This window comes from Rhizobium sp. BR 250 (genome assembly GCF_047445855.1).
Classification (GTDB): domain Bacteria; phylum Pseudomonadota; class Alphaproteobacteria; order Rhizobiales; family Rhizobiaceae; genus Agrobacterium; species Agrobacterium tumefaciens_I.
The window spans coordinates 335,887-361,831 of record NZ_JARWKW010000002.1 but is presented as its reverse complement, the minus strand read 5'-3'; the positions used below and the strand labels follow the sequence as shown (position 1 = coordinate 361,831).

21 protein-coding genes are annotated in these 25,945 nt (G+C 59.8%); 16 read left to right on the top strand and 5 right to left on the bottom strand.

Features of this window, described 5'->3' with window-relative positions:
- Window positions 1-155 precede the first annotated feature (155 nt).
- Entirely contained in the window at window positions 156-1,172 is a 1,017-nt protein-coding gene (locus QD336_RS04805) for a polyprenyl synthetase family protein (RefSeq protein WP_269342081.1), read from the bottom strand.
- 111 nt (window positions 1,173-1,283) lie between these two features.
- Between QD336_RS04805 and QD336_RS04800 the strand changes: the two genes are divergently transcribed.
- From QD336_RS04800 to QD336_RS04750, 11 genes are all read left to right on the top strand, one after another.
- Window positions 1,284-1,514: a putative signal transducing protein gene (locus tag QD336_RS04800; RefSeq protein ID WP_003503261.1), complete on the top strand. Its 231-nt coding sequence runs from the start codon at window positions 1,284-1,286 to the stop codon at window positions 1,512-1,514.
- A gap of 6 nt (window positions 1,515-1,520) precedes the next feature.
- The gene (locus QD336_RS04795; RefSeq protein WP_499169608.1) at window positions 1,521-2,321 is read left to right on the top strand and encodes a tRNA1(Val) (adenine(37)-N6)-methyltransferase; all 801 of its coding nucleotides are present in this window, start codon (window positions 1,521-1,523) and stop codon (window positions 2,319-2,321) included.
- A gap of 91 nt (window positions 2,322-2,412) precedes the next feature.
- A complete protein-coding gene (locus tag QD336_RS04790) occupies window positions 2,413-3,279 on the top strand; it encodes a S49 family peptidase (protein ID WP_269342084.1) in 867 nt (288 codons plus the stop codon).
- A gap of 20 nt (window positions 3,280-3,299) precedes the next feature.
- Complete coding sequence (locus QD336_RS04785) at window positions 3,300-3,494, top strand: NfeD family protein (protein ID WP_269342085.1); 195 nt, start codon at window positions 3,300-3,302, stop codon at window positions 3,492-3,494.
- Window positions 3,495-3,594: 100 nt separating this feature from the next.
- Window positions 3,595-4,557 (top strand): glycine--tRNA ligase subunit alpha, encoded by a 963-nt coding sequence (locus tag QD336_RS04780; protein WP_269342087.1) that lies wholly within the window; start codon window positions 3,595-3,597, stop codon window positions 4,555-4,557.
- A 110-nt stretch (window positions 4,558-4,667) separates the two neighbouring features.
- A complete protein-coding gene (locus QD336_RS04775; RefSeq protein ID WP_499169607.1) occupies window positions 4,668-5,048 on the top strand; it encodes a hypothetical protein in 381 nt (126 codons plus the stop codon).
- A 119-nt stretch (window positions 5,049-5,167) separates the two neighbouring features.
- The gene (locus tag QD336_RS04770; protein WP_269342090.1) at window positions 5,168-5,719 is read left to right on the top strand and encodes a LemA family protein; all 552 of its coding nucleotides are present in this window, start codon (window positions 5,168-5,170) and stop codon (window positions 5,717-5,719) included.
- Between the two features lie 74 nt (window positions 5,720-5,793).
- Window positions 5,794-7,071, top strand: a complete 1,278-nt coding sequence (locus QD336_RS04765) for a 3-phosphoshikimate 1-carboxyvinyltransferase (protein WP_499169605.1) — start codon at window positions 5,794-5,796, stop codon at window positions 7,069-7,071.
- Between the two features lie 192 nt (window positions 7,072-7,263).
- Window positions 7,264-9,201, top strand: coding sequence for a DUF2207 domain-containing protein (locus tag QD336_RS04760; protein ID WP_499169603.1), 1,938 nt, complete (start codon window positions 7,264-7,266; stop codon window positions 9,199-9,201).
- Between the two features lie 100 nt (window positions 9,202-9,301).
- Window positions 9,302-11,455: a glycine--tRNA ligase subunit beta gene (gene glyS / locus QD336_RS04755; protein WP_499169602.1), complete on the top strand. Its 2,154-nt coding sequence runs from the start codon at window positions 9,302-9,304 to the stop codon at window positions 11,453-11,455.
- Between the two features lie 230 nt (window positions 11,456-11,685).
- On the top strand, window positions 11,686-12,180 hold the full coding sequence (locus tag QD336_RS04750; RefSeq protein ID WP_499169601.1) for a 2-thiouracil desulfurase family protein: 495 nt from the start codon (window positions 11,686-11,688) through the stop codon (window positions 12,178-12,180).
- A 58-nt stretch (window positions 12,181-12,238) separates the two neighbouring features.
- Here the strand turns inward: QD336_RS04750 and QD336_RS04745 are convergent, their stop codons facing one another.
- The 3 genes from QD336_RS04745 to purD form a co-directional block, all read right to left on the bottom strand.
- Entirely contained in the window at window positions 12,239-14,062 is a 1,824-nt protein-coding gene (locus QD336_RS04745; RefSeq protein WP_269342096.1) for a methyl-accepting chemotaxis protein, read from the bottom strand.
- Between the two features lie 324 nt (window positions 14,063-14,386).
- Entirely contained in the window at window positions 14,387-14,890 is a 504-nt protein-coding gene (locus QD336_RS04740) for a plant virulence effector HPE1-like domain-containing protein (protein ID WP_499169599.1), read from the bottom strand.
- A gap of 154 nt (window positions 14,891-15,044) precedes the next feature.
- Window positions 15,045-16,316: a phosphoribosylamine--glycine ligase gene (gene purD / locus QD336_RS04735; protein WP_499169597.1), complete on the bottom strand. Its 1,272-nt coding sequence runs from the start codon at window positions 16,314-16,316 to the stop codon at window positions 15,045-15,047.
- Window positions 16,317-16,517: 201 nt separating this feature from the next.
- On the opposite strand from purD, the gene QD336_RS04730 reads away from it, so the two are divergent.
- The 4 genes from QD336_RS04730 (at window position 16,518) to ubiA (ending at window position 22,382) form a co-directional block, all read left to right on the top strand.
- Complete coding sequence (locus QD336_RS04730) at window positions 16,518-18,836, top strand: Tex family protein (protein ID WP_499169596.1); 2,319 nt, start codon at window positions 16,518-16,520, stop codon at window positions 18,834-18,836.
- Window positions 18,837-19,004: 168 nt separating this feature from the next.
- The gene (locus QD336_RS04725; RefSeq protein WP_499169594.1) at window positions 19,005-20,261 is read left to right on the top strand and encodes a cyclopropane fatty acid synthase; all 1,257 of its coding nucleotides are present in this window, start codon (window positions 19,005-19,007) and stop codon (window positions 20,259-20,261) included.
- 247 nt (window positions 20,262-20,508) lie between these two features.
- Window positions 20,509-21,309 (top strand): MipA/OmpV family protein, encoded by an 801-nt coding sequence (locus QD336_RS04720; RefSeq protein WP_269342105.1) that lies wholly within the window; start codon window positions 20,509-20,511, stop codon window positions 21,307-21,309.
- Between the two features lie 119 nt (window positions 21,310-21,428).
- The gene (gene ubiA / locus QD336_RS04715) at window positions 21,429-22,382 is read left to right on the top strand and encodes a 4-hydroxybenzoate octaprenyltransferase (RefSeq protein WP_499169593.1); all 954 of its coding nucleotides are present in this window, start codon (window positions 21,429-21,431) and stop codon (window positions 22,380-22,382) included.
- Between the two features lie 77 nt (window positions 22,383-22,459).
- On the opposite strand, the gene QD336_RS04710 is transcribed toward ubiA, so the two are convergent.
- Window positions 22,460-23,026, bottom strand: coding sequence for a DUF6101 family protein (locus QD336_RS04710; protein ID WP_269342108.1), 567 nt, complete (start codon window positions 23,024-23,026; stop codon window positions 22,460-22,462).
- A 367-nt stretch (window positions 23,027-23,393) separates the two neighbouring features.
- Between QD336_RS04710 and QD336_RS04705 the strand changes: the two genes are divergently transcribed.
- Window positions 23,394-25,832, top strand: a complete 2,439-nt coding sequence (locus QD336_RS04705) for a DUF1217 domain-containing protein (protein WP_499169591.1) — start codon at window positions 23,394-23,396, stop codon at window positions 25,830-25,832.
- The last annotated feature ends 113 nt before the right edge of the window (window positions 25,833-25,945 follow it).

Genomic DNA, 25,945 nt, shown 5'->3' with positions numbered 1-25,945 from the left:
AAATCAGTTTCCATTATTGGTCACGATAGAATGGCTTTTTTGAAGCAACCCCGCAAGAAATTATGGCTTTAGCCACAATCACACCTTGCGGAGAAACCGGCCCGGAACGTCGGGCGGATGGTCCTGTCCATCCGCCGTTTGCATGGCCTTGTGCCTCAGTTGAGACGCTCGATGCAGAAGTCGATGACTTCCAGCAATGCGTCTTTCCAGGCGCTTTGCGGCAGGGGCGCAAGTGCGTCACGGGCAATGGTGCCGTAATGCGTGGCGCGGCCGATCGTATCGGCAAGACCGTTATATTTGGTGATCAGGCCGAGCGCCTTCTCCAGGTTCTCGTCGCTGCTTTCGCCCTTTTCGATGGCGTTGCGCCAGAAGGCGCGCTCATCCTGCGTGCCGCGGCGATAGGACAGGATAACCGGCAGCGTGATCTTGCCTTCGCGGAAATCGTCACCGGTGTTCTTGCCGAGATCGGCGGACTTTCCACCGTAGTCCAGCACGTCATCGACCAGCTGGAAAGCGAGGCCAAGATTCATGCCGTAGGATTTGAGCGCACTGCGGGTTGCCTTGTCCGTCTTGGCGACGATGGGGCCGACTTCGGCTGCGGCGGCAAAGAGGGCGGCCGTCTTGGCACGAATCACCTGCAGGTAATCGTCCTCGGTCGTTTCCATGTTCTTGGCGACCGAAAGCTGCAGCACCTCGCCTTCGGCGATCACCGAAGCCGCTGTAGAAAGTACGTCGAGCGCATCCAGCGAACCGACATCCACCATCATGCGGAAGGCCTGGCCGAGCAGGAAGTCGCCGACGAGAACGCTTGCCTGGTTGCCCCAGATGGTGCGCGCGGTGGATTTGCCGCGGCGCAGATCGCTTTCGTCCACCACATCGTCGTGCAGAAGCGTCGCCGTGTGCATGAACTCCACGCTTGTGGCGAGCTTGATGTGATTGTCGCCCTCGTAGCCGAACATCGAGGCCGAGGCGAGCGTCAGCATCGGCCGCAGGCGCTTGCCGCCGGAGGAGATGAGATGATTGGCCACCTCTGGTATCATCTGGACATCGGAACCGGCCTTCGAAAGGATAAGCTGGTTCACCCGTTCCATGTCGGGGCGGGTCAGGTCGACAAGCGGCTTGACGGATGCGAGTTTGTTTTTGCTTTCTTCAAGCGGTATGACGACGCCCAAGGGACAGGACTCCTGTTCGAATTTGTATTTGACAATAAAAACTGGCGCCTTGCGCGGCAAGGGGCGAATTGCCGCTAGCCATTCAAAAAGATGGGAATTTAGGGCTTATCCATGCGTGAACTGATCCGTACCAACGATGCCGTGCTTCTTTCCTTCGCTGAAAGCCTGATGAAGGACGCCGGCATCCATTGCCTCATTGCCGATCAGGCGATGAGCATTCTGGAGGGATCGCTCGGTCTTTTGCCGCGAAGGTTCCTGGTGGAAGAAGACCGCGCCGACCAGGCCCGCCGCATTCTCATCGATGCCGGGCTGGGCGACGAGTTGCGCAACGAAGAGGCTTGAGCGGCGGTGGGCGACGGCATTTCCGAAACGATCGACGCCTTTCACCGGGGCCGGTTTCACATTATCCAGCCGAAGGGCAGGGGGCACCGGGCGGGCATGGATGCCATGCTTCTGGCCTCCCTGGTGGCGGATGACCGCGCCTGCCGCATTGCCGATCTCGGCGCCGGCGCCGGTGCTGCCGGCATGGCGGTGGCGGCGCGGCTCGAAAATGCCGAAGTGACGCTTTACGAACGCTCCCCGGAAATGGCGGAATTTGCCCGCCGCAGCCTCGAATTGTCGGAAAATTCCGCTTTTTCCGCTCGGGTGAATGTGCGCAAGGCCGATGTGACCCTGCGGGCGAAAGCGCGCGCCGAAGCGGGGTTGCCCGATGATTATTTCCATCACGTCATCATGAACCCGCCCTATAACGATGCGGGCGACCGCCGCACGCCGGATGCCTTGAAGGCGGAAGCGCATGCCATGACGGAGGGCCTGTTCGAAGACTGGATCAGGACCGCGGGCGCGATCATGGTTCCGGGGGGTCAGCTTTCGCTCATTTCCCGACCCCAATCGGTGGCGGAGATCATCGCCGCCTGCGGCAGCCGTTTCGGCGGCATGGAGATCACTCTCATCCATCCGCGTCCCGGCGAGGATGCGGTGCGCATGCTTGTGACCGCGATCAAGGGTTCACGCGCGCGATTGTCCTTCCGCGCGCCGCTCATCATGCACGAGACCGGCAGCCATGCCTTTACTCCCTTCGTGGATGACCTGAACAATGGCCGTGCCGCCTATTCACGTAATGTAAGGGCAATCCGGTCCGCGTCATAAATATCGCGGTTCCGCCGGTCGCAAACCATTGCGTTTTCCGGGGCGATACATACATCCGTGACGAACGGATAAATGCTGCGAGGATTGAGTAGTGGGTTTTCTGAAGTATCTGGTGCCGAAACGCTTTCGTAAAAAAGAGCTCGTCATCCCGGTGGTGCGCATGCATGGCGCGATCATGGCCGGCGGCAACCAGTTCCGTCCCGCTCTCAATCTCGCCTCCTATGCGCCGCTGCTTGAAAAGGCCTTCGCCATCAAGGATGCCCCGGCCGTCGCCATCTCGCTCAATTCGCCCGGCGGCTCGCCGGTGCAGGCGCGGATGATCTATAACCGCATCCGCCAGCTTGCCGAGGAAAAGGACAAGAAGGTCCTGATCTTCGTGGAGGATGTGGCAGCCTCCGGCGGTTACATGATCGCGCTTGCCGGCGACGAGATCATCGCCGACCCCACTTCCATCGTCGGTTCGATCGGCGTCGTGTCCGGCGGTTTCGGCTTTCCGGAAATGCTGAAGAAGATCGGCGTGGAGCGCCGCGTCTATACGGCCGGCGAAAACAAGGTCATCCTCGATCCCTTCCAGCCGGAAAAGGAAGGCGATATCGATTACCTGAAGTCGCTGCAGGTGGAAATCCACACCGTCTTCATCGACATGGTCAAGATGCGCCGCGGCTCGAAACTGAAGGGCGACGAGGCGATTTTCTCCGGCCTGTTCTGGACCGGCATGCGCGGCCTCGATCTCGGCCTGATCGACGGACTGGGCGACATGCGGGACGTGCTGCGCCGCCGTTACGGCGAAAAGGTCAAGCTCCAGCTCGTCAGCGGCGGGCGCTCGCTGTTCGGTAAAAAGGTGCCGGGCGTGAATGCCGCGCTTGGCCTCGACGCGGACAGGCTGGCGGCCGGAGCCGTCTCGGGTCTTGCGGAGGTCGCCGAAGAAAAGGCATTGTGGTCGCGTTTCGGTCTATGATGTCGCGGGAATAAAGCCCTATGGCGCAGCTCATTACAATTCTTCTGCTGGTGGTAGGATCCATCATCCTCTATCGCCGCTTCGTTCGCGATGCGGAAAAGCTTTCGGCGAAATCCAAACAGCGCGAGAAGGAACGCGAAACCGGCGCCATCGGCACGCTGATCAAGGATCCTGAAACCGGCGAGTACCGCGTGAAGCGCGAGGACGAGACGTAAGGCTGCGGCTTTACGCATAAAACCTTGACCCCCACGCCACGCCGTGGCACCAGTCCGCATCCGAAGTAAGTCAAGGCTTACTTGTCCTCCTAACGCCGCGATGACTGAAATGACCGATATTCCCGACCATATGAACCCGAAGCGTTCCTTTCAGGCGTTGATCCTGACGCTGCACAATTACTGGGCCGACAAGGGCTGCGCGGTGCTGCAGCCCTATGATATGGAAGTGGGCGCGGGCACGTTTCATCCGGCAACCACGCTGCGTGCGCTGGGACCGAAGCCGTGGAAGGCCGCTTATGTGCAGCCCTCACGCCGCCCGTCCGACGGCCGTTATGGGGAAAACCCGAACCGTTTGCAGCATTATTACCAGTACCAGGTCATTCTGAAGCCGAACCCGTCGAACCTTCAGGAACTCTATCTCGGTTCGCTGAAGGCAATCGGCCTCGATCCGCTCTTGCATGACGTGCGCTTCGTCGAAGACGACTGGGAAAGCCCGACGCTCGGCGCCTGGGGTCTTGGCTGGGAATGCTGGTGCGATGGCATGGAAGTGTCGCAGTTCACCTATTTCCAGCAGGTCTGCGGCATCGAATGTTCGCCGGTGGCGGGTGAGCTCACCTATGGTCTGGAACGCCTTGCCATGTATGTTCAGGGCGTCGACAATGTCTACGACCTGAACTTCAACGGCCGCGAGGGCGAAGAGAAGATTTCCTATGGCGACGTCTTCCTGCAGGCCGAACAGGAATATTCCCGTCACAACTTCGAATTTGCCGATACGGCCATGCTGCATCGCCATTTCATCGATGCGGAAAAGGAGTGCCTGGCGCTTCTCGCTGCCGGCGCGCCTGGCGATGACGACAATCAGCGCCTGCACAAATGTGTATTCCCGGCCTATGACCAGTGCATCAAGGCCAGCCATGTCTTCAACCTGCTGGATGCGCGCGGCGTGATCTCGGTGACGGAACGCCAGAGCTATATCCTGCGCGTGCGCACGCTGGCGAAAGCCTGCGGCGAAGCCTTCCTGCTGACGGATGCCGGCGGGCTGAACTGGAACAGGGCCGCCTGATTTTGGAAGATGGTTTCACGCCAAAGTTTCAATGAATTTGAAAGGCCGTTCTTGACGGCCTTTTATTTTGCGTTGATGGATGACGTGAAACATCATGGTGGATTTGAGTTATGAATATTAGAAGCCTAGTTTTTTTACCTGTATTGATGCTCTCATGTCTTCTCGGTAACGCTGCGGCTGCCGAAACAACCGAATGGATGAGCGGCAACGATGCCTTTGTTCGCGCAGATAAGCTGCGGACGTTCGGCATGATCGTTACGCGTATGGATTGCAAGGACAGCGGCCAGCGATCGCTTGATGTTGGTAGCGCACTCGTCCGCATGCACTACACGCGCAACACGAAGATGCTCGACTGGAGAATAGACGGCTGGAACCATCTGCAGGAGAACAAGGACTATTGGGCGGAACGCGGTTACACGCTTGCCTCTCACACCGTTTTTGTAAGGAAGACATCCGGTCTGCGATTATATTGCACCGTCTACAATAAATGACGTGGCACGCTGGTCGCGGTTTTCTCCTCCTCGCAAAAAGGGACAGAATGACCGAAGCCCCATGACTTTGCGGCAATGAGCCGCTATCGTGCGCGCATCGAAGCTGGGAATCGCAATTCATGTTCATCACGCTGGCAATCATCGCGGCAATCGCGCTTTATGTCGTCTTCATCTATAACGGCCTCGTCAAGGCGCGGCAGATGAAGGAAGAGGCGTGGTCGGGCATCGACGTGCAGCTGAAGCGCCGCGCCGATCTCATCCCCAACCTCATCGAGACCGTCAAAGGTTATGCCGCACATGAAAAGAGCACCTTCGAGGAGGTGATCAACCTGCGCAACCGGGCACAGGCCGTGCCGGCTGGCGATGTCGAAGGCCGTGCCCAGGCGGAAGGGTTGCTGTCGCAGGCGCTCGGCAAGCTTTTTGCCCTCGCGGAAGCCTATCCCGACCTCAAGGCCAACACGAATTTTCTGGAATTGCAGCGGTCGCTCGAAACCATCGAAGGCGAACTCCAGATGTCGCGCCGTTATTACAATGGCGCCGCGCGCGATCTCAACGTCAAGGTGGAGAGCTTCCCCTCCAATCTGGTCGCTGGACAGTTCGGTTTTGCCAAGGCGCCCTATTTCGAGATCGACAACCCGGCCGACCGCGCCGTGCCGACCGTGAAATTCTAAGCACCGGCTCCCAATCTCCCGCCGATATTCCGATAATCCGGCCTTTCGCCGCATTCTTTGACAAGACGACAATCATGATCGAACTGACCATCACCCCGCCCGGCCACCCGCTTTCCGGCAAGGTGGAGCCGCCCGGTTCCAAATCCATCACCAATCGCGCGCTTTTGCTCGCCGGTCTTGCCAAAGGCAAAAGCCGTCTGACCGGCGCACTGAAAAGCGACGATACGCTTTATATGGCCGAAGCCCTGCGCGAGATGGGCGTGAAGGTCACCGAGCCTGATGCCACCACTTTCGTGGTCGAAAGCTCCGGCGTGCTGCAGCAGCCGGAAAAGCCGCTTTTCCTCGGCAATGCCGGTACCGCCACCCGCTTCCTCACCGCCGCCGCGGCCCTTGTGGATGGCGCCGTCATCATCGATGGCGACGAACACATGCGCAAGCGCCCGATCATGCCGCTGGTGGAAGCGCTGCGTTCGCTCGGCGTCGAGGCGGAAGCGCCGACCAGCTGCCCGCCCGTTACCGTCTGCGGCAAGGGCACCGGGTTCCCGAAGGGCAGCGTCACCATCGATGCCAACCTCTCCAGCCAATATGTGTCGGCGCTTCTGATGGCCGCCGCCTGCGGCGACAAGCCGGTGGATATCATCCTCAAGGGCGAGGAAATCGGCGCGAAGGGTTATATCGATCTCACCACATCGGCCATGGAAGCCTTCGGCGCGAAGGTGGAGCGGGTCAGCAACGCCATCTGGCGCGTGCACCCGACGGGCTACACGGCAACCGATTTCCACATCGAGCCGGATGCCTCCGCCGCCACCTATCTCTGGGGCGCGGAGCTTCTGACCGGCGGCGCGATCGATATCGGCACGCCAGCCGATAAATTCACCCAGCCGGATGCCAAGGCCCATGAGGTCATGGCGAAGTTTCCGCATCTGCCCGCCGAAATCGATGGTTCGCAAATGCAGGACGCCATTCCGACCATCGCGGTTCTGGCCGCCTTCAACGAAACGCCAGTGCGTTTCGTCGGCATCGCCAATCTGCGCGTCAAGGAATGCGACCGCATCCGCGCCGTCTCGCTCGGCCTCAACGAAATCCGTAACGGTTTGGCGCATGAGGAAGGCGACGACCTGATCGTGCATTCCGATCCGTCGCTCGCGGGCCAGACGGTGAATGCTTCCATCGATACCTTCGCCGATCACCGCATCGCCATGAGTTTTGCACTGGCGGCGCTGAAGATCGGCGGCATCGCCATCCAGAACCCGGCCTGCGTGGGCAAGACCTATCCGGGCTACTGGAAAGCGCTTGCCTCGCTTGGCGTCGAGTATACGGAAAAGGAAAACGCTGCCGAGCCGCGGCATTAGAAGAACGGTTCAATTCCGTCATTCCGTCCTTGAGCCGGAATTCAGTGCGATCAAGTCCTTGATCGTGAAAGACTCTTCAAGCCGCGCCGACGCGCGGCTTCTGGATACCGGGTCTAGCCCGGTATGACGGAAATGACTGTACGTGCATCAGTTGAAACCGGAAACGCTCTGACCCCTCAAGGAGGATCGCCCGTGAAGACCATCGCCGCAAGACTTCTCGCGCTGTTCGTCTTCCTGGGCGTGGCCTTCCCGGTTTTGGCGGAAGAGTTCATACGCTCCTACCATTCCGTTGTGGAAGTTGCGCAGGATGGCAAGCTGACCGTGACGGAAACCATCACTGCCCGCGCCGAAGGCCAGAACATCAAGCGCGGCATCTTCCGCGATTTCCCACTTTATGCGCTGGATGCCAATAACCGCCGCACCAAGGTGGATTTCAACGTCGTTTCCGTGGAGCGTGATGGTGCGCCGGAAAACTGGCGCACCGAAAATATCGATGGCGGTATCCGCATCTATACCGGCAGCGCCGACCGCTTTTTGCCGACCGGCGAGCACATCTTCCAGATTACCTACACCACCGCCCGGCAGATCCGATATTTCAGCGATTATGACGAGCTGACCTGGAACGTCACCGGCAATGGCTGGCAGTTCCCGATAGGCGAGATTTCCGCCACCATCACGCTGCCACAGGGCGTCAAGGCCACCGATACCGCCGTCTTCACCGGTCCCCTCGGTGCCAAGGGCAAGGATGCGCGTATTCTGAGTGAAGGCAACGAGGTGTTTTTTGCCTCCACCCGCCCGTTTTCGGTGGGCGAGGGCATGACGGTTGCGGTGAAGCTGCCAAAGGGTGCCATTGCCGCGCCGGATACCTCGCAGGAGGCGGGCTGGTGGCTGCGGGATAATCTCGCCATCCTGCTTTCCGGCGGCGGGCTTTTTGCCGTGCTGCTTTATTATCTCCGGGCATGGTTCGCGGTGGGCCGCGACCCGGCCAGAGGTGTGATCGTGCCGCGCTGGGATGCGCCGGAGGGGCTTTCCCCGGCTCTGGTCAATTATGTCGATAACCGCGGTTTTTCCGGCGCGGGCTGGACGGCTCTCTCCGCCTCGGCCCTTGATCTTGCGGTAAAGGGTTTTGTCGTTCTGGAAGATCTGAAGAATTCCATCGTCATTCGCCGCACGGAAAAGGCAACCGCCGCCGATCTGCCTACCGGGCAGAAGACGCTGCTCTCCTCCATCGGCGGTCCAGGCGAAACGCTGACCATCGACAAGGCCCATGGCACGCAGGTCGAAAAGGTTGGTTCACAATTCCGCGCAGCGATAGAGAAAGAGCATCGCGGCAAATATTACCGCAGCAATGCCGGCTATATCGTTTTCGGTATCTTCTTCAGCATCGCCATCATCATCGCGACGCTTGTCTTTGGTGACCTCGATGAGAGCGCCATTGCCGCCGTTCTGGTCTTCGGCTTTTTCGCCTTCTTTTTCAGCATCCTGTCGATCGGCATCGGCCGGCAGTTCTCGCGCGGCGCGCCGCTGCGCAAGCGCATTGGCGGTATTGTCATGCTGGCTTTTGCCGGCTTTGTGGCCTTTTCAGCCATCGGCGGCATCGCCACACAAATCCTGCTGGATGTGACACATGACACAAAGTCGCTGGCGCTGGCCGCGATTGGTGGCATCGTGCTCACCAATGCGCTTTTCCTGTTCCTGATGGGTGCGCCAACGCCGCTCGGCCGCAAGCTGATGGATGGTATCGAAGGCCTCCGAACCTATCTGACGCTGGCGGAAAAGGACCGGATGAACATGGCAGGTGCGCCGGCCATGTCGCCACAGCATTTTGAAACGCTGCTGCCCTATGCGGTGGCGCTCGGCGTCGAAAAACCGTGGAGCCGCACCTTTGAGGCCTGGCTTGCGACAGCCGCCGCCGGTGTCGCTGCGGCAAGTTATGCGCCCGGCTGGTATGCGGGCAGCAATTACGGCAGCTTTGGCGACCGTATCGGCGGCTTTTCCACCTCCATGGCCAATACCATCGCGTCGACGATTCCCCAGCCGGTCAGTTCCTCCGGCTCCAGCTTTTCGGGCGGTGGTGGCGGCGGTTCTTCCGGCTCCGGCKGGGGCGGCGGTGGTGGCGGCGGCTGGTAAGGCCCGAGCGCGGTAATTTAACCGAATGCATTGGTGACTTTTGCCGCGTTGCTTGCTAAGCCGACCGCAATCGTCCGACAACAGATAAAGTCCTGATCCCATGCCTGATCTTCTGCTTGAACTCCGCTCCGAGGAAATCCCCGCCCGCATGCAGCGCAAGGCGGCTGGCGATCTGAAGAAACTCGTCACCGATGCCTTGGTGGAGAGAGGGCTGACCTATGAGGGCGCGCGCGAATATTGGACGCCACGTCGCCTGACGCTGGATATTCGTGGCCTCAACGCCCGCTCCGCCGACGTGCGTGAGGAAAAGAAGGGTCCGCGCACCGATGCCAATGAAAAGGCCATCGAGGGCTTCCTGCGCGGCGCTGGCCTCAATGATATTTCCGAGGCTCAGGTCGTTTCCGACCCGAAGAAGGGCGATTTCTACATCGCCATCATCAACAAGCCCGGCCGCCCGGCGGAAGAGATCATCGCCGAGGTGATGCCCGGCATCATCCGCTCCTTCCCCTGGCCGAAATCCATGCGCTCTGGCCCGGCTTCCATGCCGAAGGGCTCAAGCTATGCCGGCATCGAAGGCAAGGGTTCGGAAAGCCTGCGCTGGGTGCGCCCGCTGCAATCCATCGTCTGCCTGTTCGGCCCCGAACATGACGAAACGCAGGTCATTCCTTTCGCCATCGACGGCATCGTCGCCGGCAACGTCACCTATGGCCACCGTTTCCATGCGCCCGGCCCGATCACCGTGCGCCGTTTCGAGGATTATGTCTCGAGCCTCGAAAAGGCGAAGGTCATTCTCGATGCCGAGCGCCGCAAGGACATCATTCTGCACGACGCCAAGGATCTGGCCTTCGCCAACGGTCTCGAGCTGGTGGAAGATGAAGGTCTTCTCGAGGAAGTTTCCGGCCTCGTCGAATGGCCGCAGGTGCTGATGGGCACCTTCGAAGAGGATTACCTGCAAATCCCGGCGGAAATCATCCGCCTCACCATCAAGACCAACCAGAAGTGTTTCGTCACCCGCAATCAGGGTGCGGAAGAGGGGCTTTCCAACCGCTTCATCCTGATCTCGAACATCGAGGCAAGCGATGGCGGCAAGGAAATCATCCATGGCAATGGCAAAGTCGTGCGCGCCCGTCTGTCGGACGCCCGCCATTTCTGGAATCGCGACCAGGGCGATCTGCCAGATCTCGAAACGCTGAAGGATTCGGCTGCGAAATTCAGCCTCGATCTCAAGAAGCCGCTCGATCAGCGCATGGCCAAGCTCGATGCGTTGAACGTCACCTTCCATGCCAAGCTCGGCACGCAGGGTGAACGTGTGGCCCGTATCCGCGAGCTGGCCAAGGCACTGGCCTCGGTCGTCGGTGCCGATGAAACGCTGGTGGACCGCGCGGTGGTACTGGCCAAGGCCGACCTGCGCACCGAAGCCGTTGGTGAATTCCCCGAGCTTCAGGGCCTGATGGGCCGCAAATATGCGACCTTACAGGGCGAAAACGAAAGCGTGGCCGCTGCGATTGAAGATCACTACAAACCGCAGGGCCCCTCCGACCGCCTGCCGGCCGGCAAGGTGGCGATCACGGTTGCTCTGGCCGACAAGCTCGATACGCTCGTCGGTTTCTGGGCTATCGATGAAAAGCCGACGGGTTCGAAGGACCCCTTCGCGCTGCGCCGTGCGGCACTGGGTGTGGTGCGCATTCTGCTTGAGAAAAACGTGCGGCTTCCGCTGCTGAGCGTTGCGAAGGATCCGGACCTTCTCTCCTTCTTCCACGACCGCCTGAAAGTCTACCTCCGCGATCTCGGCGCGCGTTACGATCTGATCGACGCTGTCCTGACGCCCGAATCCGATGATCTCCTGATGATCGCCCGCCGTGTTGAGGCGCTCACCGCCTTCATCACCGGCGAGGATGGCAGGAACCTTCTGGCTGGTGCCAAGCGCGCAACGCAGCTTCTGGCCGCCGAGGAAAAGAAGGGCACCGTCGTCGCCGATGGCGTTTCGGAAGAGCTTTTGAAGCTCGATGCCGAAAAGGCGCTTTATGCGGCGATCAAGACCGCCTCTGCCGATACCGCCAAGGCCGTCGAAGGCGAGGATTTCCGCTCGGCCATGCAGGCGCTTTCGACGCTGCGCGCGCCCGTGGACAAGTTCTTCGAGGATGTGCTCGTGAATGACGAGGATGCGGCCATCCGCGCCAATCGTCTGGCGCTGCTGAAGGCTATCCGCGAGGCCACCGGAACGGTTGCGGATTTCTCGAAGATTACGGGGTAACAACATTGGGGGTAAAGGGGCATTGCAGAATGCTGGGTTTCACCCCCCTCTGTCCTGCCGGACATCTCCCCCACAAGGGGGGAGATCGAATCGTTGTGACCGTTCAATCATCTTCAACGTTAAGGATTTGGCGGGGAGTGTCCCGCTTGCCGATCTCCCCCTTGTGGGGGAGATGCCCGGCAGGGCAGAGGGGGTATTTCGGCTTCCATGCTTGCCGGACTCGTTTTAGATTGACTCATACGCCCCCCAAAATCCTCATCAGCGCCTGCCTCCTCGGCCAGCGCGTCCGCTACGACGGCAAGGGAAAACCTCTAACTCACCCGGCAATCGAACGCTGGCGGAAGGAGGGCAGGCTGGTAACGATCTGCCCGGAAATGGCCGGCGGCATGCCTGTCCCGCGTCCGCCGGCGGAGATAGAAAACGGGGCTTCTGGCCTTGATGTGCTGGAGGGCCGCGCCCGCGTGCTGGAGGTGACCGGCGGCGATGTCACGGCCCAATTTATCGCCGGTGCGGAAAAGGCGCTGGCCTTCGCCAGGGCCCATGCCTGTACCCACGCGCTGCTGATCGACGGCAGTCCGTCATGCGGATCAGTCGCGATCTATGACGGTTCGTTCTCCGGCATCAAACACGCGGGCAATGGCGTGACCTCGGCGTTGCTCGAAAAAGCCGGTATTGCGGTCTTTTCCCCGGCCGATATCGACCGACTGGACGCGCTGACACGTTGAAACAAAAAGCGCCGGAGTTTCCCCCGGCGCTGTTCTTCATCGATAGCCTCGGAGCATATCACCCCGCCATCCGCATCTCGCGCACCACATCATGCAGCTGGTGGCCGGAAGAGACGCGGAAGCCGCGGATGAGGTTCAGCAGCTCTTCGGTGTCGACTGCCAGCGCTTCGGCCGATGCCGTGGTTTCTTCCGCCATGGCGGCATTGTGCTGGGTGGCGACGTCGAGCTGGTTGAGCGAAGACGAGATCGAGCGCAGCGTCGTATCCTGTTCGGCGGCCGAATGGGCGATCTTGCTGACGATTTCGTTGGCGGATTTGATCTGGTCCGAGATGCGTTTCAGTGCGTCGCCGGCTTCGCCGACAAGGCGCACGCCGTTTTCTACCTGGGCGGAAGAGCGGGCGATTTGGTCCTTGATCTCCTTGGCGGCGGCGGCGGATTTTTGCGCCAGTTCGCGCACTTCCTGCGCCACCACGGCAAAACCCTTGCCAGCTTCCCCGGCACGCGCCGCTTCCACGCCGGCATTCAGCGCCAGAAGGTTGGTCTGGAAGGCGATGTCGTCGATCACGCCGATGATGTTGGAAATCTGGTCGGAGGATTGTTCGATGCCGCTCATCGCGGTAATCGCCTCTTCCACCACCCGGTCGCTGCGCATGGCTTCCGAGCTGACGGTGGTGACACGCTTGGCGGCATCCGCAGCACCTTCCGCCGTCTGGCGCACGGCAACCGTCAGCTCGTCAAGCGCTGCGGACGTCTCTTCCAGATTGGCGGCCTGCCGTTCGGTGCGCTGCGAAAGCTCGTTGGAAGCCTTGCGGATTTCTTCCTTGGAGCCGCCAATGTCGATGCTCTTGGAATTCACCTTGGCCATGGCGGCGTCAAGATGGGTCAGCGCCTCGTTGAAGTTGTCGCGCAGCGCCGCATAACGGTTGCCGAGATCGCCACAACGCACGGTCAGATCGCCGCCCGCCAGCTTTTCCAGTGCCTCGCCGATGGTGGTCACGACGCGTGCCTGCAATGCGGCCTCGTCACGCTGCATGTCGAGATTGTTCTGGCGCTCGGCATTGAGCTGCCGCTGCTGTTCTTCCTCGCGGCGCTGCATGGCGTGGCGCTCGCGCACCTTGTCCTGAAGCGAGGCGGTGGCCTTAGCCATCATGCCCACTTCGTTCGTCAGGCCGGTATGGGGAATGGTGAGGGCGACATTTTCATTGGCTACTTCACCGAGGGCACGGTGAATATCGCCAAGCGGTTTCGAAATGCCACGGATGACGTAAAAGGCGGCGGCAAGCGCCAGCACGAAGATGGCGGCGCCGATCGACAGCGCCTTCATCACCTCGCCGCGGACCTGCGCGTTCAGATCATCGATATAAACGCCGGTCACGACCACCACCTGCCAGGGTTCGAAGGCAAGGGCATAGGAACTCTTGGCGTAGTCATTGCCTTCCATGCCGGGCTTCGGGCCGTAAAAATCCGTCTGGCCGCCGCCATTGCGGCCAAGCCGCACCAGCTCGTCGCGATAAGCGAAGCCCTTGCTGTCCGGCTTGCCCTTGAAGCTTTCGCCGACCCGTTTCGCATCGGGATGGAACTTCATCGTCACGTCGTAGTCGTAACCGAAGAGATAGCCGTCCGGGGTAAAGCGGATGGCGCTGACGGTGGCGTAAGCCTGTTTCATGGCCTCGTCGCGTGAAAGCGTCCCGGCCTTTTCCTTGTCATGGAAGGATTGCAGGATGGAAATGGCAGATTGCACCTGCGTGCGCAGCATGCCGTAACGCTCCTCATAGATCGCGTCGGTGGCGGATTTCAGCTGATAGAAGGTCGCCACGGCGAAAGCGGCCATCAGGGCCACCACGAGCACGATCAGTTGACGGGAAATGGAAAGATTCTTCATGGGCGCTCACAAGCGTTTTGCGTCGCGAGCCGGAAAAAGCCGCGCGCTGCCGAAGTTTCGGAAATGGGACAGGGCGCCTTATGCGCGGTGAAGGGCCTGAAAAGCGGGCAACCGCTCCGGCCGCATATTGTGCTGCATCGCACCATGAACGCACTTAGCGGCCAAAAATTTGAAGAAATATTTAATTAGTAAAAGCTTTATCAGCTTCGGCAGGCGGAATAATGATCGGGGAATCTATTCTTCGCCGAATGGTTGTTTTGGTTTTTGGAAATGCAGCGGCGGCGCGATTATTTGACATTCGTCATGAAAAGCGTCACCCGCCGGTCAGTTACCGCGCAGTTTGAAATCCGGGAAGGCGGGCGCGGAAACGGCGGAGGCGCTGGTCGGTCCGGCAGAATTCTCCACGGAGATCTTCTTGACGGCTGCCGTGGTCGTCGTCAGGTCGATGCCGGCCGGCGCCGATACCGTTTCAGCAGGCGTCACCTCGGGTTCTGCCTTGTCATGGGTGGCGATTGCGGTTTCTCCCGGCATCCATGCGGGATTGGTGCTGAGGAAGGTGACGGGTGCGCCGCCGAGCCATGCTTCCGTGCGCATCAGCGTGCGCTTGCCATCCACTTCGCGCATTTCCGTGTGCTGGGTGCCGGGCTGGATGGAGGGAATGGCATAACCCTGTGTCGCGGGTTTTTCCTTAAGGGGCTGGCAGCCTGCGCAATCATGCCGGATGAAGCTGCCATTGCTCAAATGCACGCCGTTGATATATTCGATGGAAGACGCCATGGCCGACCCGCCGGTCAGCGCGACAATCGCTGTCAGAAAAAGACGACGCATCGAAAACCCCCGAAGTGACGGCGCAAATCCGTGATTGAGACACGGTGCGCCATTCAATGTTCAGGCGAAGATTAGCGGTCTTTCGTTTCCATCGGGTCAGCAAACTTGGTAAAAATTGAACGAAATCGTCGTTCGAACCCGTTTGCTTTGCAGATCACGCCTTTTCGCGCGCCACAGCCTGCCAGCCAATATCGCGGCGGCAGAAACCGTTTTCCCATTCCACCTTGTCCAACAGCGCATAGGCGCGCGCCTGCGCCTCCGTCACGGTCTTTCCGAAGGCGGTGACGTTCAGCACACGGCCGCCGGTTGCGACAAGTTTGCCGTCCTTCAGCGCGGTTCCGGCGTGGAAAACCTTCGCCTCCTCACTGGCATCGGGAATATGCGCGATCGGCGTATTCTTGTCATAAGCGCCGGGATATCCCCTGGAGGCGAGAACGACGGTCAGCGCCGCATCATCGCGCCATTCCGCCTGAACCTTGTCCAGCGTGCCGGTGGCGGTGGCATAGAGGATCGGCAGCAGATCGCTCTTCAGGCGCATCATCAGCACCTGGCATTCGGGATCGCCGAAACGCACGTTATATTCGATCAGTTCCGGACCCTTGGCGGTAATCATCAGGCCGGCGAAAAATACGCCGGAGAAGGGATTGCCGTCCTTGGCCATGCCGGCAATCGTCGGCTCGATGATTTCCTTCATGGTGCGCTCCACCATGGCGGGCGTCATGACAGGGGCAGGGGAATAGGCGCCCATGCCGCCGGTGTTCGGGCCGGTATCGCCATCGCCGACGCGCTTGTGATCCTGCGCGGTGGCGAGCGCCAGCGCGGTCTTGCCGTCGGAAAGGCAGAAGAAGCTCGCTTCCTCGCCATCGAGAAAGGCCTCCACAACCACTTCGGCGCCGGCTGCACCAAACGCACCGTCGAAACAGTCGTCGATGGCGGCCAGCGCTTCGGCTTCCGTCATGGCAACGGTCACGCCCTTGCCGGCGGCAAGCCCGTCGGCCTTGATGACGATCGGCGCACCCTGTGCACGGACATAGTCCTTGGCTGGTTCAGCGGATTTGAAGCGCTGGTAAGCGCCGGTCGGGATATCGTAACGGGCGCAGAGATCCTTGGTGAAACCCTTTGAGCCCTCAAGCTGAGCTGCGGCTTTCGAAGGTCCGAAAGTGGCGATGCCGGCGGCCCGCAGATCATCCGCCAGCCCCGCAACCAGTGGCGCTTCCGGGCCGATGACGACGAAGTCGATTGCTTTCTCCTTCGCAAAAGCGATGACGGCAGCATGATCTTCCACGTCAAGCGAAACGAGTGTCGCGTGCTCGGCGATGCCGGGATTGCCGGGTGCGGCATAAAGCTCATCGATGAGGGGAGACTGGGCGATTTTCCACGCCAGCGCATGTTCGCGTCCGCCGGAACCGATCAACAGAACTTTCATGGTCAATACCCCTGCAAATTCGCCAGTAACCTTGTGGCACGGGCGTTAAGGGCAGGGGGGCGAAAGGTCAAGGAGAAAGCGCCGTAAATGCCTGTCTTTCCCTTGAAGTCAGCCTTTCCTGTGGAATCGTTCCCGCCTCTTGTTGTCACGCCACAATCAGACATTATGTTCGCCGCTCCAGACGTGACAGCAGAGAACCCCATGACCACAGACAATGCCCGCCTCGCATCGCTCATCGCCGCCGAAATCAACGCCCGTCCCGATCAGGTGAAGGCCGCGGTGGCGTTGCTGGACGAGGGCGCAACCGTTCCCTTCATCGCCCGTTACCGCAAGGAAGTGACCGGAGGGCTGGACGATACCCAGCTTCGCACGCTCTCGGAACGCCTTGTCTACCTGCGCGAACTCAACGCGCGCCGGGCCTCCATTGTCGATTCCATCACCGGCCAGGGCAAGATGTCCGACGAGCTGATGGTCAAAATCATGCAGGCGGGCACCAAGGCGGAGCTGGAAGACCTTTATCTGCCCTATAAACCAAAGCGCCGCACCCGTGCCGAAATCGCTCGTGAACGCGGTCTCGGTCCGCTTGCCGAAGCCATCTGGGAAAACCGCGGCGCCGATCCGGCAAAGCTGGCGGAAAGCTATATCCAGGGTGAGGTGGCCGATGTGAAGGCGGCGCTCGAGGGCGCGCGCGACATCGTTGCCGAAACCATGACGGAAAATGCCGATCTTCTCGGCCGCCTGCGTGATTACATGCGCCAGAACGCCACCTTCCGCGCCAAGGTCGTGGATGGCAAGCAGGCGACGGGCGAGAAGTTTTCGGATTATTTCGACCACTCCGAACGCTGGGCAACGGTGCCGGGCCACCGCGCGCTCGCCATGCTGCGCGGCTGGAACGAGGAAGTGCTGACGCTGACGATCGACGTCGATGCGGACGATCCCTCGCCGGTCAAGCCGTCGCAGCGCACCATTGCTGCCGCCTTCGATATCCGTAATGCGGGCCCCGCCGATCAATGGCTGATGGAGGTGGCGGGCTGGACCTGGCGCGTGAAGCTTTCCATGTCGCTTTCGCTTGATCTGATGCGCGAACTGCGCGAGCGGGCGGAAGAAGAGGCGATCCATGTCTTCGCCCGCAATCTGAAGGATCTGCTGCTGGCCGCCCCCGCCGGTTCCCGCGCCACCATGGGTCTCGATCCCGGTATCCGCACCGGCGTCAAGGTCGCGATCGTCGACGGCACCGGCAAGCTGCTGGATACGAGCACGGTTTATCCCTTCCCGCCGAAGAACGATGTTCGCGGCACGCAGGCCGAACTCGCCTCGCTCATTCGCAAACACAATGTCGAGCTGATCGCCATCGGCAACGGCACGGGCAGCCGCGAGACGGAAAAGCTGGTCGCCGATCTTCTCGCACAGCTTCCCGCTTCCGGCGCAAAGCCCACCAAGGTCATCGTCTCGGAAGCCGGTGCATCGGTCTATTCCGCTTCGGAACGGGCGGCGGCCGAATTCCCCAATCTCGACGTGTCGCTGCGCGGTGCTGTCTCCATCGCCCGTCGTCTTCAGGATCCGCTGGCGGAACTGGTGAAGATCGAGCCGAAATCCATCGGTGTTGGGCAATACCAGCACGATGTCGATCAGGGCCGCCTCAGCCGCTCGCTCGATGCCGTCGTGGAAGACGCGGTGAATGCCGTCGGTGTCGATCTCAACACGGCCTCGTCGCCGCTTCTGGCGCGGGTGTCCGGTCTTGGCAGCTCGATTGCCGATGCCATCGTTGCCCATCGCGACCAGACCGGTCCTTTCGCCAGCCGCAAGGAATTGCTGAAGGTGCCGCGTCTTGGCCAGCGTACCTTCGAACAATGCGCCGGCTTCCTGCGTATTCCGAACGGCAAGGAACCGCTGGATGCCTCTTCGGTGCACCCGGAAGCCTATGGCGTGGCCAAGAAGATCGTCGCCGCATGCGGCCGTGATCTGCGCTCGCTGATGGGTGACAGCGCCGCGCTGAAGGCGCTTGATCCGAAGCGCTTCATCGACGAACAATTCGGCCTGCCGACCGTCAAAGACATCATCGCCGAACTGGAAAAACCCGGCCGCGACCCGCGCCCGAGCTTCAAGACCGCGACTTTTGCCGATGGTGTGGATGAGATCACCGATCTGAAACCCGGCATGCTTCTGGAAGGCACCGTCACCAATGTCGCGGCCTTCGGCGCTTTCGTGGATATCGGCGTACATCAGGATGGCCTGGTGCATGTTTCGCAGCTCGCCGACCGTTTCGTGAAGGACCCGCATGAGGTCGTCAAGGCGGGCGATGTGGTCAAGGTGCGAGTCGTGGAAGTGGATGTGAAGCGCAAGCGCATCGGGCTGACCATGCGCAAGGATGGCGGCGAGGCCGCGCCGCAGCCGATGCGCGAAAAGAACAATGCGGGCGCCATGCGCCATGCCACAGCCAAGCCGAAAGAGCGCAACGAGGGGTCGCAATCCGGTGGTGCCCTCGCCGCTGCTTTGGCCGAAGCCATGAAGCGACGCTGACCTATGGTTGAAATGTTTTTTTACCAAAAAGCCCCGCCGGATACTCCGGCGGGGCTTTTTGCTTGATGAAATCGTTCAATTTTTTTGAAATAAGACTATCTTGCAACTTGTGCTGAAAGGAATACGGTCAGCAAAATTGATAAGTGAGACTTAGCAATTGGGGGTGCCATGGCGTCGTCTCTGCATGTTCTTCTCGAAAAGATAATCAAGATCGGTGATCTCACCGTCAACAGCCCGGGCGGCAGCCGTACATTCGGCAACGGCACGGGAAAAAAGGTGGTTCTGAATTTCACGGACGAAGCCGCCATGCAGGAGATTGCCGCCGATCCGGCGCTCAAGCTCGCTGAAATGTATATGGAAGGCCGGGCGAAGATCGCGGAAGGCGATATTTACGATTTTCTGGCGCTGGTCAAAAGCAATACGCTGAGCGAGGCTTTGTCCTTCGGCATGATCTGGCGTGGCATGGCCCGCATCATCGCTGCCCGCATCAAGATGCGTCTGCCGGTCAATCACAACAAAAGCAATGTCGCCCATCATTATGATCTGAGCGCCAAGCTGTTCGATCTCTTCCTCGATGAGGACTGGCAATATTCCTGCGCCTATTTCAATCCGCCGGGCATCAGCCTCTATGAGGCGCAGGCTGCGAAAAAGCGGCACATTGCCGCCAAGCTGATGACCGAGCCGGGCCAGAGCGTTCTGGAAATCGGCTCCGGCTGGGGCGGCATGGCGATGTATATTGCCGAAAGCGTGGGTGCCGACGTGACCGGCATCACGCTCAGCGAAGAACAGCTTCGCGTTTCCCGCGACCGCGCGGCAAAACGCGGGCTTGCCGGCAATGTCCGCTTCGAATTGCAGGATTACCGGTATCTGCCGGCCTCGAAGAAATATGACCGCATCGTCTCCGTCGGCATGTTCGAACATGTCGGGCCGACCCATTATCGCGATTATTTCGACAAGGTGGCGGAGGTGCTGGACGAGAAGGGCGTGATGGTGCTGCATTCCATCGGCCAGCCCCACCCGGCGCTGGCGACCAATCCCTTCATCGAAAAATATATTTTCCCCGGCGGCTACATTCCCTCGCTCGCCGAGGTGCTGCCGGCGATCGAAAAATCGCGGCTGCTGGTGAAGGATATCGAAATCCTGCCCATGCATTATGCCCACACGCTCCGGCACTGGCGGGAACGTTTCGTGGCGCGCAAGGCGGAAGCGATAGCACTTTACGACGAACGCTTCTTCCGTATGTGGGAGTTTTATCTGGCGGGGTCGGAAATGGCCTTCACCCACGAAAACTTCCATATTTTCCAGATCCAGCTCGCCAAGGATCGCGATGCCGTGCCGCATAATCGCGACTACATTGCGCAGAACGAAGCGAAGCTGCTGGAGTTCGAGAAGACGCGTGCGCCGCTGGAGAAGGTGGCGTTCTGACGGGCGACTGCTCCGTGGAGTCTTGACGAACCTATCCGCAATCTCGCCGTCATCCTCGGGCTTGTCCCGAGGATCTATCCACGTCGCGGAAAGTTGGTCGGTAGCAGATGCTCGGGACAAGCCCGAGCATGACGGAGGGTTAGGTTCGGTGGCGGTGCGCCTTCTTCCCGCTCTGGTTAATGGAATGGAAAGACAATCCCTCTAATTCTACGGACACCTGTCTGTATTGCGTTTCTGGGGTTCTTTCATGTTCAAGCCATCAGCGGCCGTCGCCGCCTGTGTCCTGTCGCTTTTTGCAGTGGGCAATGCCCATGCTGAAGGCTGGTTTTCCGGCGACTGGTATCTGAAGCTCGGCGGTGCGGGTTTCACCGCGCCGAAATACCAGGGCGACAACAAGAATGAATTCGGCTTTTCGCCCATTATTTCGCTCGGCCGTCAGGGGCAGGGTGCGCGTTTCACCTCGCGCAACGATAGCGCCTCGATCTCGCTTCTCGACAATGGCCCGATCAGCATGGGTCTCGCCGGCAAGCTGGTTTCCCCGCGTGACGAAGGCGATTCGGCCGATCTGAAGGGCATGACGCGCATCAAGCGCGGCGGCGAGCTTGGCGGTTTCGCCGAAGCTTATCCGACCGACTGGCTGCGCATTCGCGGCGAAGTCCGTCAGGGTATCCGCAGTCACAGCGGCGTGGTGGCGGATCTCAACGCCGATGTCTTCACCGATATCGCCCCTGGCGTCCAGATTTCCGCCGGTCCGCGCGCGACATGGGTGAGCAGCAAATATAATGACCGCTATTATGGTGTGAGCGCGGCCCAGACGGCCGCCGGCGCGCCATCGCCCTATAGCCCGGGCGGCGGCCTGCATTCCGCCGGCGTCGGCGCTGCCATCACCTGGAAGGTCACCGAAAACGCGGAAGTTGGCTCGTTTGCGGAATATCGCCGCCTGACGGGGGATGCCGCCGACAGTTCGCTGGTGCGCGAGCGCGGTTCGAAAAACCAGTTCATCATCGGTGTTCAGGCAAGCTACAAATTCAATTTCTCTCTGCCCTGAGAGGCAGACGACAAGGCCACGCGAAGCCCCGTTGCGGAAGCCGCAGCGGGGCTTTTTGCTTGAATGGTCCGGTGCTGAAATCCATTCCGATTTTCCCGCCAATGCTGTAGAACCATACCATGGTTCACCACAGCGATTTATCAGACCGCGTTTCCGACGCGCCATCCAATAACTGGGTCTATCGGATTTTGCCGAGGTCCCTCTGGCCCTATGCGCAGCTGGCGCGGTGGGATCGCCCCATCGGCTGGCAATTGCTGATGTGGCCGTGTTTCTGGTCCGCAGCCCTTGCGGCCAATGCGGCGGTTGTGAGCGGCGGCTTTTCCTGGGGCACGCTGATCTGGCATCTGGTGCTGTTCTTCATCGGATCGGTGGCGATGCGTGGCGCCGGCTGCACCTATAATGATCTCGCCGACCACAAGATCGACATGGCCGTGGCGCGCACCCGCTCGCGGCCCCTGCCTTCCGGCCGGGTGAGCCGCGGGCAAGCCAAGCTCTTCATTGTGCTGCAGGCACTTGCCGGGCTGGTCGTGCTTCTGCAGTTTAACGGTTTCGCGATCCTCACCGGCATAGCCTCGCTGGTCTTTGTAGCGATCTATCCCTTTGCCAAGCGTTTCACCAACTGGCCGCAGTTTTTCCTCGGCCTCGCCTTTTCCTGGGGTGCGCTGATGGGCTGGGCCGGGCAGTTCGGTTCTCTCGCCTCGCCGCCTGTCCTGCTTTATGTCGGCTCCATCGCCTGGACGATCGGTTATGATACAATCTACGCCCATCAGGACAAGGAAGATGACACGGCCGTGGGCATCGGTTCAACCGCCCTGCTGTTTGGGGAAAACACACATCGCTGGCTGGTTTTCCTTTATGGCACAGCCCTTGCCATGATTTTCCTGTCCTTCTGGGGGACGGGTGTTAACGTCATTGCCTATAGCGGTCTGGCCGCCGCCGCCCTCATGCTGTTCCGGCAGGTCTGGGTGCTCGATATCGATGATGTCGACCAATGCCTCGTGCTGTTCAAATCCAACAACCGTGTCGGCGTGCTGATTTTCGCCGGCCTTATCCTGCCGTTGCTGCTGGCGTAAGCTGCGGGAACAGGGAATAGGAAAAAGCCCGGCCGCGTCATCCGCGCCGGGCTTTTTGTGTTCTGGACTGAAGAAGATCAGTTGCGGGCGATGATTTCCTTGCCCTCGATCTTCATGCGCATGCCGAGCGAGCCGGTGGAGCGGCGAACGAGGAAGCGCGGGCGGCGCTCCGCGAAATAGGAGTGGCGGCGGCGCGGGCGGCTGTTCTGGGTGCGTACCTTGCCGAGATGTTCTTCCAGCGGGCGAGCGACGCCATCGGCTTCCACCATCAGCATGGGAATGCGGTAGGCCTCGGACCAGCTGCGCCAGTCGGCGGCGATATCGCAGAGATCATGGGCGACCAGCAGCGGAACGCAGAGGTCCGGATCGTCATGGTGCAGTTCCAGCGTCACGGTGACCTGTCCGTCGCCATGATCGATGGCGCGGGCGGCGACACCCTTGAAGGCGCGGGCTGGCAAAGCGAAGGACAGAGGCAGGCCGGAAGAGGTGAGAACCTTTCTCAGAACGGCGCCCCGTTCATCGAGAGTGACGGCGACATCGGTCGCGCCATTGCCTTTTCCATAGGTGACCTGTTGCGGAAAACGTGCCGGGTCGAGTCTGAGAGTGGCGACGGCCCAGTCGGGCTTCAGAACGGTCTTGGTCATGTTTATTCTACCCTTGTTTTACCTGAGAGCCGGTTTCCGGTCTTCTCATCGGGACTTTTCGTCCTCTGATGTCGGGAGAATATCCGCCGCCTGTTCGAGACTGCTTAAAAATCGCGGTTAAGAAAACTTTGCATTCCCAAATGGTTAGCAAAACACACTGTGGCATGGTTTCGCTTAGGTAAAGCAGATCGAGACAATGCGGTTTTTCACCGCGCCGAAATTATGCTCTTTCAAGCTCCGGGCAAGGCGTCTCCCGCATAGTCATGCCAAGGCTTGCCGTGCGTCCAGATGGGGGCACGATATGTGGATTCAAAAACCGGAGCGCGCGGTGTCTGACGGGACAGGCGGTGTTTCAGGGAGCATTCGGATGGTATCGACTTATCTCAGCTACGACCTCATCAACCGCGATATGAAGACAAGCATCTCGCGCGTATCGCAGCAGGGGATCGTCGAACGGCAGACGAAATATTACAAGGAAAACATCGGCAATGTGAAAAGCGTCGATGACTTCCTCAACAACTACCAGCTCTATTCCTATGCCATGGATGCCTTCGGTCTCAGCGAGATGACCTATGCCAAGGCCTTCATGAAAAAGGTGCTGGAAAGCGATCTGAACGACCAGAACAGCTTCGCCAACAAGTTGACCGACGAACGGTATCGGGAATTCGCAGCCGCCTTCAATTTCACCTCATCGACGAAAACGGTCCAGACGGAAGCCCAGCTCGACAAGATGATCGGGCTTTACGACACATCGATAACCAATCTGGACGACAGCCTTGCGGAAGAGACGCGTTATTACAAGGCGATCATCGGCACGGTGACCAATGTGGACCAGCTGCTGCGCAACGACCGGACCCGCGCCTATATCTTCCAGGTCTTCGGTATCGATGAGAAGACCTATTCCTATGCCCATATCAAAGGATTGATGACGAGCGAGGTTGACGATCCCGACAGCTACATCAACCAGAAATACGGCGCGGCCTATAATGATGCGGTCGAGAAACTGGCGATGAAGGGCAATATCGAACTGCATGCGCAGGTCACGGCCCGCGTGACGGCCATCGACACTGCGCTGGCAGGCACCGGCTTGACGGCCGAGGAGCGTACGAAGCTCGAGGCGGAAAAGGTCACCCGGCAGGATCAGCTCACCCAGCTTGAGGCGGTGCTGCCGCCCAAGGACGAGTGGGCGGCGAAACTCGCGGCCATCAAGGCGGAGCAGACGACGCTGTCCAATACCGTCACGCAATATAACAAGATGGCGCAGCTTGCCGCCGCCTTCGAATTCAAGAATGACGGCACGGTGGCCGCCGGCGGGGCGCAGACGGCGGATAATCTCAAGGTCATGACGGATGCCTATATCAGCAGCGCGCCGCGCGTGACGCCCACCGTCGCCACGCTGAACCGGGATTATTTCGAATCGAAGATCGGCTCGATCAAGACCGTGGACGAACTGACCTCGGATACGCGGCTTCTCAACTACATCAAGGTTGCCTTTGACCTGAACGACGCGACCACCGTGACGGCAACGATCAAGAACATCCTGACCAGCGATCTGAACGACCCGAACAATTACATCGCTACCTTTGGCAAGAATGACAAACGTTACCTCGCCTTGAGAAATGCGTTCAACTTCCAGACCGATGGAACGCTGGCTGCGGGTACAACACCCCAGACGACGACACAGACCGCGACCACCACCAGCGGCTACATGACCCACTATAATGACAAGGACGATGCTGCCGACGAAAAGGCGATCAAGCTGTACAAGAGCGACATAAAAAGCGTCACGTCGGTCAAGGATTTCCTCGAAAGCAGCGCGGTCTATAATTATGCGCTGAAAGCCGTCGGCCTCGATCCGGCCAAGGTGAATCCGGCCGATATCCGCAAGGTCCTTACCAGCGACCTGCAGGACAAGAAAAGCTACGTCTATACCCTGAAAGACGAGCGCTACGTCAAGCTGGCGGAGCTTTTCAATTTCGCATCCGACGGCAAGGTGGGGTCGCCGGTTCTGGCGCAGTCGGAAATAGAGATGCAGACCATGTCGGCCGACTATATCAAGAAAAAATCCGCTTTCGGCACGGAAAAGGACAAGGAAGCGGCCAAGAAGGAAGCTGAATATTTCACCGACGAGATGCAGAAGATCAAGACGCTCAAGGAGTTTCTGGGCAATGATCGCCTGACGAAGTTCGCGATGGAATCGCTCGGCATCGATCCGAAAAGCGTGACTAAGGCACAGCTCGAGAAAATATTCACCTCGAAGCTCGACGATAGCGAAAGTTACGTCAACAAGGAGATGGATCCGGTTTTCCGCCGCCTCGTCACCGCCTTCAATTTCAATGCGGATGGCAGCCTTCTTCACGAGGATCGCAGCCTGATCCAGACGCGGCGCGGCCTTTACGAGACGCTGGACAATTATCTGACCCAGACGCTGGAAACGCAGGCGGGTGAAGAAAATGCCGGTGTGCGCCTCGCGCTCTATTTCAAGCGCATGGCGACGGGAACGACGTCTTACTACTCCATTCTTGCCGATACCGCGATCCAGAATTTCATCAACACCACCTTCAGTATTCCCGATGAACTCGGCAATGCGCCGGTCGATACGCAGGTGGCGATGATGAAGAAATATTTCGACATCAAGGACTTTCAGGATCCCGACAAGGTCAAGAAACTGATCGCCCGTTTCACCATCATGTATGATGACAAGCAGAACACCACCAATCCGATCATGGCGCTGTTCAATGGCAGCGGCTCGGTAGGCATCAGCGGCGACACGCTGCTGGCCGTCGCCTCGCTGCGGGCACGATAGGCGGGACACGCGGGCGGACGATAAGGCGAGCTGGTTTGGCCGGCTCAGGCTGACGATAAAGGCGGAAACCTTTTCTCCGTCTGCGGTGCCGGATCATCTCCGGTACTCGTGGT